10 protein-coding genes are annotated in these 12163 nt (G+C 71.6%); 7 read left to right on the top strand and 3 right to left on the bottom strand.

All coding sequences use genetic code 11. The annotated features are described in order from the left end of the window. Positions 1-319 precede the first annotated feature (319 nt). Together QSJ40_RS01310 and QSJ40_RS12750 are read left to right on the top strand one after the other, a co-directional pair. Positions 320-2179 carry a phosphoenolpyruvate carboxykinase (GTP) gene (locus QSJ40_RS01310; protein ID WP_024289741.1) on the top strand — a complete coding sequence of 620 codons (1860 nt, stop codon included), beginning with the start codon at positions 320-322 and terminating at the stop codon, positions 2177-2179. Continuing rightward, positions 2095-2751, top strand: a complete 657-nt coding sequence (locus QSJ40_RS12750; RefSeq protein ID WP_352155837.1) for an ATP-binding cassette domain-containing protein — start codon at positions 2095-2097, stop codon at positions 2749-2751. Before QSJ40_RS01310 ends, QSJ40_RS12750 begins: the two co-directional genes overlap by 85 nt. Here the strand turns inward: QSJ40_RS12750 and QSJ40_RS01315 are convergent. Both QSJ40_RS01315 and QSJ40_RS01320 read right to left on the bottom strand, forming a co-directional pair. Then, the gene (locus tag QSJ40_RS01315; RefSeq protein ID WP_235044718.1) at positions 2681-3520 is read right to left on the bottom strand and encodes a hypothetical protein; all 840 of its coding nucleotides are present in this window, start codon (positions 3518-3520) and stop codon (positions 2681-2683) included. The two genes, QSJ40_RS12750 and QSJ40_RS01315, sit on opposite strands and share 71 nt — an antisense overlap. 469 nt (positions 3521-3989) lie before the next feature. After that, entirely contained in the window at positions 3990-5387 is a 1398-nt protein-coding gene (locus QSJ40_RS01320; protein ID WP_024289745.1) for a phosphomannomutase/phosphoglucomutase, read from the bottom strand. A gap of 131 nt (positions 5388-5518) precedes the next feature. Here QSJ40_RS01320 and manA point away from each other — a divergent pair, with 131 nt between their 5' ends. The 3 genes from manA to QSJ40_RS01335 all read left to right on the top strand — a co-directional run bounded on the left by manA (position 5519) and on the right by QSJ40_RS01335 (position 10654). Then, positions 5519-6697, top strand: coding sequence for a mannose-6-phosphate isomerase, class I (manA, locus tag QSJ40_RS01325; RefSeq protein WP_285728387.1), 1179 nt, complete (start codon positions 5519-5521; stop codon positions 6695-6697). Further along, positions 6694-9315 carry an excinuclease ABC subunit UvrA gene (locus tag QSJ40_RS01330; RefSeq protein ID WP_285728388.1) on the top strand — a complete coding sequence of 874 codons (2622 nt, stop codon included), beginning with the start codon at positions 6694-6696 and terminating at the stop codon, positions 9313-9315. The genes manA and QSJ40_RS01330 overlap by 4 nt, the downstream gene beginning before the upstream one ends. Positions 9316-9442: 127 nt before the next feature. Then, positions 9443-10654, top strand: a complete 1212-nt coding sequence (locus QSJ40_RS01335; RefSeq protein WP_268144436.1) for a hypothetical protein — start codon at positions 9443-9445, stop codon at positions 10652-10654. Between the two features lie 7 nt (positions 10655-10661). On the opposite strand, the gene QSJ40_RS01340 is transcribed toward QSJ40_RS01335, so the two are convergent. Next, a complete protein-coding gene (locus QSJ40_RS01340; protein WP_006213916.1) occupies positions 10662-10862 on the bottom strand; it encodes a hypothetical protein in 201 nt (66 codons plus the stop codon). A 143-nt stretch (positions 10863-11005) separates the two neighbouring features. Here QSJ40_RS01340 and QSJ40_RS01345 point away from each other — a divergent pair, with 143 nt between their 5' ends. After that, positions 11006-11836 carry a DsbA family protein gene (locus QSJ40_RS01345; RefSeq protein ID WP_285728389.1) on the top strand — a complete coding sequence of 277 codons (831 nt, stop codon included), beginning with the start codon at positions 11006-11008 and terminating at the stop codon, positions 11834-11836. Next, positions 11833-12156, top strand: a complete 324-nt coding sequence (locus QSJ40_RS01350; protein WP_006213914.1) for an acylphosphatase — start codon at positions 11833-11835, stop codon at positions 12154-12156. The genes QSJ40_RS01345 and QSJ40_RS01350 overlap by 4 nt, the downstream gene beginning before the upstream one ends. Positions 12157-12163: the final 7 nt, after the last annotated feature.

The following is a 12163-nucleotide window of genomic DNA, read 5'->3' on the forward strand; positions in this document are numbered from 1 at the left end:
TGGAGCTCCTGTGGTGTGGAAGGCGGAAAGGGCGAATCCGACCGCCCGTTCAGCGCCGCATCGACGGCGGCAGGGCGCTGACCTCGTCCAGTTAAGGTAAGGCTTAGCTACCGGCGCTCGAGCATATGCCGCGCCGGTCGAGGCGGCAAGGCGGCGGTGATCTATCACACGGCGCGTCGTGCAGTGCGTTGCGTAGACTGGGATCACACCCGCAAGCGGCTGCTTCCGCGCGGACGCCAATGACGGCGCTCGCGCATCTCGACGATGAGATCCCCGGGGGCAGTGCGCGCAGCACCGGCCTCAACGAGGAGACACGTCCATGGCTCAGCAGCCCACCGACAACACCGCCGGACTGACGGCCGAGACCCGGGCCGCCCTGGATTCGCCGCCCACCACCCACGAGGGCCTGATCTCGTGGGTCCGCGAGATCGCCGAGCTCACCACCCCTGATCGCATCCACTGGGCCGACGGCTCGGAGCAGGAGTGGAAGCAGCTCACGGACGAGATGGTCGATCACGGCACTCTCGTGCGCCTGGACGAGTCCCAGTTCCCCAACTCCTTCGCCGCCTTCTCCGACCCGGACGACGTCGCCCGCGTGGAGGAGCGGACCTTCATCTGCACCAAGTCCGAGTCCGGGGCCGGACCCACGAACAACTGGCGCGACCCCTTGGAGATGAAGGAGACCCTGCGCGGTCGCTTCGCCGGCTCCATGAAGGGCCGCACCCTCTACGTCATCCCGTTCGTCATGGGCCACCTCGATGCGAAGCAGCCCATGTTCGGCGTCGAGATCACCGACTCCGCCTACGTGGTGTGCTCCATGCGCATCATGGCGACCATCGGCGACGACGTCCTGCGCCGCATGGAGGAGACGGGCTCCGGGTTCGTCGAGTGCCTGCACTCGCTGGGTGCGCCGCTGGCCGAGGGTCAGGAGGATGTGGCCTGGCCCTGCAATCCGGACAAGTACATCGTCCACTTCCCCGAGGACCGCGCCATCTGGTCCTTCGGCTCCGGCTACGGCGGCAACGCTCTGCTGGGCAAGAAGTGCTACGCCCTGCGCATCGCCTCGGCCATTGCCCACGACCACGGCTGGCTCGCCGAGCACATGCTGATCCTCAAGATCACCGACCCGCAGCAGAACACCAAGTTCATCTCGGCCGCGTTCCCGTCGGCCTGCGGCAAGACGAACTTCGCCATGCTCGAGCCCACGATCCCGGGCTGGAAGGCGGAGATGGTCGGCGACGACATCGCCTGGATCAGCTTCAAGGACGACCAGGCGCGCGTGATCAACCCCGAGGCAGGCCTCTTCGGCGTGGCTCCCGGAACCGGCTGGTCCACCAACCCGAACGCCATGCGCGCGGTCGCCAAGGGCAACACGATCTTCACGAACGTGGCCCTGACCGACGACGGCGGCGTCTGGTGGGAGGGCATGACCGACGAGGTCCCCGAGCACCTGACCGACTGGAAGGGCCACGACTGGACCCCGGAGTCCGGCCGCCCCGCAGCGCACCCGAACTCGCGGTTCTGCACGCCGATCAAGCAGGTCGACATGCTGGCCCCCGAGTACGACGATCCCGAGGGCGTGCCGCTGGACGCGATCGTCTTCGGCGGGCGCCGCAAGACCACCGTGCCGCTGGTCTCCGAGTCCTTCGGCTGGGAGCACGCCGTCTTCCAGGGCGCCACGCTGTCCTCCGAGACCACCGCCGCCGCCAAGGGCGCGGTGGGCGTGGTGCGCCGCGACCCCATGGCCATGCTCCCGTTCATCGGCTACAACGCGAACGAGTACCTGCAGCACTGGCTCAACGTGGGCGAGCGCCACGGCGAGGAGAACATGCCCAAGGTGTTCTACGTGAACTGGTTCCGCCGCACGCCCGACGGCGGCTTCGCGTGGCCGGGCTTCGGCGAGAACTCGCGCGTGGTCAAGTGGATCGCCGAGCGCATCGACGGACGCGCCGAGGGCCAGGAGACCCCGGTGGGAATCGTCCCCACTCGTGATGACCTGGATCTCGAGGGCCTCGACTACGATCCGGCCGCCATCGACCGCGCTCTGGAGGTCGACGTCCACGAGTGGGAGGCCGAGCTGCCCAGCATCGACGCATGGTTCGAGCGCCTGGGCCGTGTGCCCGAGGTGCTGATCGAGCAGTCGGAGGGGCTGCGCGCCCGGCTCTCGGACGCCCGCTGATCGGCCCACCCTCATCGAGATGCCACCCGTCCGGGGGACAGTGCTCGTGGGGGCATCGGTGGCCGAATCCTTGGAAGCGACGCCGCTCAGGTGAGATATGGCGCCGCGACGAACCTCGCAGAGTCGACTCGTCGCGGCGCCATGCGCCTGTCGGGAGTCGACCGTCGCCCGTGATCCAGGGCCGGCGGCAGAGCATCCGGTCCGCTGATCCTCGGCGGGCCGTCCAAGGGCCCCTGAGGCGCGAGGAGACCGAGAGATCCAAGGCAGAGCGCCTCCGCATCGAGGGACTGACCAAGACCCATGGGCACCGCCGGGTGCTGCGCGGCATCGACTTCGCGGCGGGCGAGGGCGAGACCGTCGGCCTCATCGGGAGCAGCGGCGCGGGCAAGTCCACGCTGATCTCGATCGCCTCCGGCGCCGCCAGGGCCAACGGCGGGACCATGCACCTCAGCGTCCGCCCCTACCGCCCCTCCAGCGAGCGGGAGGCGCTCGAGCTGGGGGTCAGGCGCCGTGCAGCAGCGCTTCGAGGCGCCTGCGGGCATGAGCGTCCGCGAGTTCATCGGTGCCGGTGAGGGCATCGCCGAAGGCGGCCTGCTGGCGCATGGGCTGGCTGTGCTCGAGCAGACAGGCATCCGCCTCGACCTGGATGTGCCGGTGAGCGGCCTCCTGCGCGCGGAGCAGGCCCTGGCCGACGTCCTGCGCGAGATGACGGCCCAACGCGGCTGCGGCATCCTCTACGTGTCCCACCGGGTGGACGAGGTCCTCTCTCTCGTGGACCGGATCCTGGTGATGCGCGACGGCCGGATCGTGCGCGGGCACTCGTCGCGCGAAGCCAGCACCGGCGACGTCGTCTACTCGATGTTCGAGCGCCGCCTCTCCGAGCCGCAGCGTCCCGGCGAGGCCGAGCGAGATGCTCACCGCGCTGACCAGCCGCGGCACCGCGGTGCTGCTCGTGTCCTCCGAGATGTCGGAGCTCGTCCAGTGGTGCCACCCCATCCTCGTGATGCGCGACGGCCGCCTGGTCTTCCAGCAGGAGAACTCCGAGGCCACCGAGGACGCCCTCATGTCCGCCGCCATCGGCGAATCGGAGCCCTCCGGCTCGGGCCGCCGCGCCGCCACCTCGGCCTGAGTCCGACCGGTCAGCCGCCCGCCAGCGGCGTCCCGGGAGTTCAGGGCCCGGATCAGGTGGTACTGGTTCGACAGCGTGATCATGATGTCCTCGATCTCGGCGTCGATGTCGATCTCCTGCATGGTGCGCAGCTTGGCGCGGACCACGTTGGAGTTGCCGGCCGCGGCGACATCGAGGTCGAAGCCCGGGTTGCCGCCGGAGGCGAGGGCCATGCCGCTGGAGACATCGACGATGGCGGCGCCGTTGGCGCCCTCGATGCTCAGCAGCTCCTTGATGGAATCATCCAGTGGGACATGTCAGTGCTCTCCTGCGTGGTTGCTGTCGCGGAGGACGGGTTCTCGATCGGCTGGTGCGCCGAAGGGCGTTGTGATGGTGCCGCGGACTCGGGGACAGGCGCCTCGGGGGCTCGAGCCGGTGCGTGCACAGCGGTCTCGCGGGGTCCGGGGCGCTCGGCTTCCGCAGCATGAGGCAGGGTCGTGCGAGGCTGCGCGTCCTCCGCCTGCTGCTCAGAGCCCTGGGGAGGGGCTGCTGGGATGCCGATCGGCTGCGTCGTCTGATCCAGATGGCCAAGGCTGCCCTTCACCTCTCCTGACGTCGCGTAGAGGGGATCTCCGCCGAAGCGGCCCCGCCGCTGCCCGGGGAGGGGCGAGGACGGGGCCGCGGATCCTGTCGCGCGAGGCCTCAGCCGCGCACGATGCCCAGCACGCGATCGCGCAGCTGCTCCATCACGGCGGGGTCGTGCGCCTCGACGTTCAGGCGCAGGAAAGGCTCCGTGTTCGACGGGCGCAGGTTGAACCACCAGGTCCCGTCGGCGGCGGCGAAGGTGGTGCCGTCGGAGTCCTCGACCTCCACGTCCTCGCCCGCGAACGACCCGCGGACGCGCTCGACCGCTGCCGCCTTGTCCTCGATCTCAGAGTTGATCTCACCGGAGGCGGTGTAGGGGTCGTAGCTGGCCATGAGCTCGGAGAGCGGACGCTGCTGCTCGCCCAGGGCGGCCAGCACGTGCATGGCCGCGAGCATGCCGGTGTCCGCGTTGAAGAAGTCGCGGAAGTAGTAGTGGGCCGAGTGCTCGCCGCCGAAGACCGCCGACTCGCGGGCCATCACGGCCTTGATGAAGGAGTGGCCCACGCGCGTGCGCACCGGGCGCCCGCCCCGCGCCTCCACCAGCTCGGGGACGGCGCGGGAGGTGATCAGGTTGTAGATCACGACGGGGGTCTGCTCGCCGGAGGCCTGCGCCCGGGCGATCTCGCGCTCGGCGACGATCGCGGCGATCGCCGACGGGGTCACCGCCCCGCCGTTCTCGTCGATCACGAAGCAGCGGTCGGCGTCGCCATCGAAGGCCAGGCCGATATCCGCCCCGTGCTCCCTCACGGCCTTCTGGAGGTCCACGAGGTTCGCGGGCTCGAGGGGATTCGCGGGGTGGTTGGGGAAGGTGCCGTCGAGCTCGAAGTACAGCGGCACGATCTCCAGCGGCAGCCCTTCCAGCACGGTGTCGCCCAGCACGGCCGGGGTCGTGAGCCCGCCCATGCCGTTGCCGGCGTCCACGACGACCTTCAGCGGGCGGATCCCGCGCAGGTCCACGAGTCCGCGCAGGAACTCGGAGTAGTCCTTGAGGACGTCGCGCTCGGAGATCGTCCCCCGGGTCTCGCCTGGCGGAATGCCGTCGGCCAGGTAGGACTGGGCGCGGTCGCGGATCTCGTAGAGCCCGGTCTCGGAGGACACGGGCACAGCCCCCGGCAGAGCCATCTTCATGCCGTTGTACTGCGCCGGGTTGTGGCTGGCGGTGAAGGTCACGCCGGCGGCATCGAGCACGCCGCAGGCGAAGTAGAGCTCGTCGGTCGAGATCAGCCCGATCTTCACGACGTCCGCGCCGCGAGCGGTGGCGCCCTCGGCGAAGGCGTCGATGAACTCGGGCGAGGACGGGCGCATGTCGCCGCCGACCAGCACCGTCCTTCCGGCCAGCTCGAGGACGTCGACGAAGGCGGCGCCGGTCGCGCGCACGGTCTCGGCGGTGATGGTCTCGCCCACGATGCCGCGGACGTCGTAGGCCTTGAAGGACTGGGACAGGTCGATGGTCATGCCCCGCACTCTAATGGAGGCGATGGGGCGGCTCCCGAGCGCAGGCGGGCGCGCCGCCGCCCCATACATGGGGGCGCGGGGCCCTGCTGCGGCAGGAAGGCGGGGACAGTCCCCGTGCTTACCATGGAGCCATGCCCCAGTTTTTCGAGATGATCGACCCCGTCCAGCACTACTCCTGGGGCTCGCGCTCGGTCCTGGCGCAGATGCAGGGGCGGCCCTCGCCCTCGGAGCAGCCCGAGGCCGAGCTGTGGATCGGCGCCCACCGCTCGGCACCCTCGCAGCTCGTGCTCCAGGCCGGCCCGCAGCCCCTCAACGAGCTGCTCCTGGAGAAGCCCGAGCGCTTCGTGCGCGACGGCGACCAGGTCGTGGCCGACGACGGATCCTTGCCCTTCCTGCTCAAGATCCTGGCGATCGAGGCCCCGCTGTCGATCCAGGTCCACCCCTCGATCGCGCAGGCCCGGGAGGGGTTCGAGCGCGAGGAGGCCGCCGGGATCGCGATCGATGCGGCGCATCGCAGCTACAAGGACCGCAGCGACAAGCCGGAGACCGTGGTGGCGCTGTCGCGGCTGCAGATCCTCACGGGCATGCGAGATCGCGCCGAGCTCGGTCTGCTGGCCGAGGCGCTGGACCAGCAGTGGCTGCGCGAGGTGCTCGAGCACCCCGAGCCCGTCCTGCGCACCGTGCTGAGCCTTCCGGAGGACCGGGCGCAGGCGGCTCTGGCCGATCTGGAGGAGGCCGTCCGTCGTCTGCCCGTTGACGACGAGCTGGGCTCCGTGCTGAACTACGTCGCCCGCTCGCACCCCGGTGACCGCGGCCTGCTGGTGGCCCTGTGCATGAATCACTTCGTGCTCGAGCCGGGGGAGTCCATGTTCACCCCCGCCGGCCAGGTCCACGCCTATCTGCAGGGCACGGCCGTGGAGATCATGGCCTGCTCGGACAACGTGCTGCGCGCGGGGCTGACTCCCAAGCACGTCGACGTCGACGAGCTGCTGCGGGTCGTGACCGATGACCAGGACCCCGGAGTGCCGCAGGAGGCGGTGACGGGCCCCGACGGGCTGCGCCGCATCTCGCTGTGGGAGGACCGCCTGAGCCTCGTCTCGGGAGAGGCCCGGCCCGGGCGCGAGCTCGAGCTGGAGCTGGATCCCAGCACGTGCACGGTCCTGTGCGTCGACGGCTCCGTGACGCTCAGCTCCCCTGGGGCCGAGCCTGTGGAGGTCGGCGCCGGGCACTCGGCGTGGGTCCGAGCCGACGGCGAGCCGGTCGTCGTGAGCGGGCAGGGCACCTTCTGGGCCGTGGAGCTGCGGGCATGACCGCCGGTTCCGGGGAGACGACCCCGTTTCAGAAGGCCGAGAACGCCGACGACAACGGCATGATCCGCATCCGCGGCGCCCACCTGCACAACCTGCGCGAGGTCGATGTCGAGATCCCGCGCGAGCGGCTCGTGGCATTCACGGGGATCTCCGGCTCCGGGAAGTCCTCGCTGGCCTTCGGCACCCTGCACGGCGAGGCCCAGCGCCGCTATCTCGAATCGGTGGCCCCGTTCGCCCGTCGGCTGATCGCCGGGGCCGTCGACCCCCAGGTCCGCTCCGTCGAAGGTCTTCCGCCGACCGTCGCCATGGGCCAGCAGCGCGGAGGCGGCACCGCCCGGTCCTCGGTCGCGACCATCACGGCGCTGTCGAACACGATCCGGCTGCTGTACTCGCGGGCAGGGGAGTATCCCCAGGGGATGGAGCTGGGCCCGCGCGGTCGGCTGGACTCCGACGCCTTCTCCCCGAACACCCCGACGGGCATGTGCCCGGTGTGCCACGGCCTGGGCGTGCAGCACGTGCCGACCGAGGAGTCGATGGTCCCGGATCCGAGCCTGAGCATCGCCGACGGCGCGATCGCGTCGTGGCCCGGCGCCTGGAACGGCAAGAACCTGCGCGACATCTGCCGCGAGCTCGGCATCGACATCGACCTGCCGTGGCGCGAGCTGCCCGAGCAGACCCGGCAGTGGGTGCTGTTCACGGACGAGCACCCCGTCGTGACCGTCCATCCCGTGCGCGGAGCCCATCAGGTCCAGCTCGAGTACCAGGGGACGTTCTCCTCGGCGGCCTCCCTGCTGATGCGCACGCTGGCCGAGACCGGCAGCGCGAGCATGCGCGCCCGCGCGCTGCGCTTCGTGGAGTCCCGCCCGTGCCCCGAGTGCGACGGCCGCCGCCTCACCCGGGCCGCGCTGTCCGTGACCTGGGCCGGCGAGCCGATCGACCGGCTGCAGGCCCGACCCCTGGACGAGCTGCTGCAGCTGCTCGAGGACAGGCGTGCGGAGCTGGACCGCCGTGCTGAGAAGGGCCAGCGACTGGGCCCCGGCGAGGAGGCCGAGCATCTGCTGCTCGAGGACGGCTGCTCGACCCTGCGCTCGGTCGTCGACCTGGGCCTCGGGCATCTGAGCCTGGATCGCAGCAGCCTCAGCATCTCCCCCGGCGAGATGCAGCGCCTGCGCCTGGCGGTGCAGCTGCGCTCGGGGCTCTTCGGGGTGGCCTACGTCCTGGACGAGCCCTCGGCGGGGCTGCACCCATCGGAGGCGCGTCAGCTCATGGCGGTGCTGCGCCGCCTCGTGGGTGCGGGCAGCAGCGTGTGCCTGGTCGAGCACGACATGGAGCTCGTGCGCGGCTGCGACTGGGTGGTCGACGTCGGCCCCGGCGCGGGCACCCAAGGCGGACGTATCCTGCACTCCGGTCCCGTCGACCAGCTCCAGGACGTCGCGGAATCGGCCACGGGCCGTTTCCTGCGCGCCTCGACGCCGCCGGAGCAGATCCGCGGCGGCCCCGTGCGGGTGAGCGAGCAGCGCCTGCGCCTGCGGGGCGTGCGCCGCAACACCCTCGACGGCATCGACGCCGAGTTCCCTATCGGGGCGCTGACCGCGCTGACGGGCGTCTCCGGCTCGGGCAAGTCCTCGCTGCTGGATGCGCTGGCGGATGCGACGGCGCAGCATCTGGAGGGCTCCGGCGTGGTGGACCTCGAGGCCGGCGACCCGGAGGAAGCCAGCGAGGGCTCCGAGGCCGAGCAGCAGCGCCGTCCGGGCACCACCGTCGCGGCCGCGGAGGGCCTGGAGGAGGTGCGCCGTCTGGTGCGGATCACCCAGAAGCCGATCGGACGGACGCCGCGCTCCGACCTGGCGACCTACACGGGGCTCTTCGATCACGTGCGCGCGCTGTTCGCCGACACCCCGGAGGCCCGCTCCCGCGGCTGGAAGGCCGGACGGTTCTCCTTCAACACGACCCCCGGGCGCTGCCCGCACTGCCAGGGGCAGGGCCAGGTGGAGGTCGAGCTGGTCTTCCTGCCCGGCTCCTGGACCGTCTGCCCGGTCTGCCACGGGACCCGCTACGACGACGAGACCCTCTCGGTGCGCTGGGAGGGGAGGACGATCGCCGAGATCCTGGAGCTCACGGTCGCCGAGGCGCTCGCCGTCTTCGCGGAGGAGCCGTCCGACGAGGAGGCTGCGCATCGGCCGCGCTCGGCCTCCCAGCGCCGCCGGGTCGATGCGATCCGCAGGCCCCTGGAGGCCCTCGGGGCGCTGGGACTCGGCTACCTGCGACTGGGCCAGCCGGCGACCGAGCTCTCCGGCGGAGAGGCCCAGCGGATCAAGCTCGCCTCCGAGCTGCACCGCACCGGTCGCAGCCGGACGCTCTACCTGCTCGACGAGCCCAGCACGGGGCTGCACCCGGCCGATGCCGAGCGCCTGCTGCGGGTGCTGCACGGCCTCGCCCGCGACGGGGCGACCGTCGTGATGGCCGAGCATCGTCCGGAGGCGATCCGCACGGCCGACCATGTCATCGATCTGGGCCCGGGCGCCGGGCGCCGCGGCGGGACCGTCGTGGCGGCAGGCACTCCTCAGCAGGTCGCCGCCGATCCCGACTCGGTCACGGGTCCCTGGCTGCGCGGCTGAGACGGCTCGCGCGTCACGGCCCGGACCGCAGTGCGCGGCAGGAGGCCGCGATCCGTAGGATGGCCGTGCGGCCCCGCCCGGCGGCACGCACCCCCCGTATCCGCTCGCTTCGCAGGAGGCATCTGAGATGACAGCCGCCTCGCGCCCGAGCGCCGGACTCCGATCGGCCGCGCTGCTGGGCTGTCTCGCCGCCATGGGACTGCCGCTGGCGGGCTGCGCACCGGCCGATCCCGAGCCGGAGATCCCGGAGATGGAGCAGCCGCCGAACCGGGAGATCGCCGAGCCCGGGCTCGTGGCCGGGGCTGAGCTGCCCGTCTGGGCTCGCAGCGCCGACTGCAACCAGCCTCGACCCAGCGCCGAGGACGACGGCCTGGCGCGGACCGCACCCGCTCCGGATGCCGCTGACGTGGCCTTCGTGGTGCCGCAGACCGAGCTGGCCCTGTGCGAGCTGCCCGGGGTGGTCTCGGCCTCCGTGGAGGGCTCGTACTCCCAGGGGGGCGAGGCCCGCGAAGGAACCGTGGACCTGGGGCTGCTCTTCGCGCCCGAAGCCACCCCCGAGCAGATCGCTCAGGCCTGGTCCTCAGCCGAGACGGAGGCCGAGGCCCAGCTGTCGGGGACCGGCATCGGCCTGGGACAGGTCTCCCTGGTGCTCGACGACGGCTCCTCGATCTCGGGACCGGCAGAGGCCTCGGCGGCCTCCGAGCCCGCCGCTGCGGACGGCCGGGCGACCGGCTCGGCAGCGACGATCCCCGAGGCCATCGACCTGCTTGCCGCGCTGCAGCGCACAGGCCCCCAGCCGGGCGCGCAGGAGACGGCTGCCCCGGATCCCTCGGCGTCGCCGTCCTCCGCCGAGGAGCAGGGGCCCGAGCGCCGCTGGTCGGTGAGCGTGGGCCAGCAGCTGGAGGTGACCACCGTCTACTCGGCGGATCTGTCTGCTGAGGGAGCGCTTCCCCAGCTCTCCCGGGTGCTCAGGGACACCCAGGAGGCCGGCCAGGCGCCGGGCGGGCACCAGGACGCTGTGACCGTGATCGACGGCCGCGTGCGGCTCACGGTCCCGAGCGCGTTCGCGAAGTCGCTGACGCCCGAGCTGCTCGAGGACCTCCACGACCTGGGCCAGGTTCCTGATCTGCAGGCCACGGCGCGGGTCGAGGGCTCGGACGGGGCGGCGCCGATGCTCAGGGTGCGCTCCGAGCGGCTGCCGGAGTACAGCGAGCCGCAGTACGAGGAAGCGGCCGAGGCCCTGAGCGGCAGCGCTGCGGAGGCCGGAATGCACCTGGACCACCGGCTGGACGGAGAGCCGCTGCCCTTGGACGAGGAGCAGGCCGAGGCCCAGGACTGATCCGGTCTCAGCCGCGCGTGGGGCGCTGCGGGGCCTGGCCCGAGTGCCGTCGGCGCATCCGCAGCGCCATGCCCAGCCCGGTGATGGCCATCGCGGCCATGAGCGCCCCGAGCAGCATCAGCAGCGGGTCGGAGATCACGGCTCCCACGACGATCACGATCACCGCCAGGACGATGAGCACGATCTGGAACGGGACCATCAGCTGCACGGGCGGACTCCTTCTGGCAACGGGCTCTCGGACGGCACGGCGCTGGCAGGGTATCGCGCAGTCAGATCCCGCCCGTAGTCTGGGCCATCGCAGACCGATCACCGCGGGGCCCTGCGGGCACCGCCTCAACCCCCGGGAGTGCCATGACATCCCATCCCACCGGATCCCGCCTCGCCGCCGGCCTGACGGCTGCCGCCTGCTGCGCGCTGCTGCTCACGAGCTGCCTTCCCAGCTCCGATGAGGACCCCTCGACCGAGGACTCCGCCTCCGCCCCGGACACCGCGAGCGAGGGCTCCCCGAGCCAGGACCCGTCGGAAGGGGGCTCCGCCCAGGCGGAGGACTCCGCCAGCGCCCAGGACTCCGAGGCCCCGCAGGAGGACACCGAGGTCGCCGGCGTGGACCAGGCCATCGAGGACGGCTACGCCCTGAACACGGCCAGCGGAGATCTGCCCGTCGTGACCATGTACACCGACTACGAGTGCCCCGCGTGCGGGTCCTTCCACCCTGCGGTCGAGCAGGTGGCCGAGGAGCTCGACGGCGAGGTCGTCGTGCGTGTGAAGAACTTCCCCCTGTCCATGCACGACAACGCGGTGCCGGCGGCCCACGCGGTCGAGGCCGCCGGTCGTCAGGGGGAGGCCCACGAGTACGCGAGCCTCGTCTACGACGACGTCGACGAGTGGTCCGAGCTCTCGGACGGCGAGCTCGAGGGCCGCTTCGTCGAGCTCGCCGGGGAGGCGGGGCTGGATGAGCAGCGCTTCCGCGAGGACATGGGCTCCAGCGACGTCGAGGAGATCGTCGAGCAGCACAGCCAGCAGGCGGAGGACCTCGAGCTGACGGGGACTCCGAGCTTCGTGGCCGATGGCAGGGCCATCGACCTCGGGGAGATCGGCAGCGCGGAGGACCTCCGCGACGTGCTGCGCGATGCGGCCGAGGGCTCCTCGGGCTCCTCCAGCGATTCCGGGACCCGGGCATGAGCCAGCAGGGCGCAGCACGAGACGAGGAGGACGGCCTGGACACCAGGCAGCGGCTGAGGGCCATCGCGATCGTGCACGGAACGGTGCAGGGCGTGGGCTTCCGCTACTGGACGTGGAAGCACGCCGAGAAGCTGGGGCTCGTGGGCTGCGCCCGCAACCTCGACGACGGCACCGTGGAGGTGATCGCCGAAGGCACCCGCTGGGCGGTGCGCGATCTGCTCAAGGAGATCCAGGGCCCGGACGCACCGGGGGCCGTGATGCGCGTGGACGCGCACTTCGAGGACCCCCAGGGCGACCTGAGCGGCTTCACGACCGCCTGAGCGGCGG

The organism is Kocuria sp. NBRC 114282 (assembly GCF_030268385.1).
Classification (GTDB): domain Bacteria; phylum Actinomycetota; class Actinomycetes; order Actinomycetales; family Micrococcaceae; genus Kocuria; species Kocuria palustris.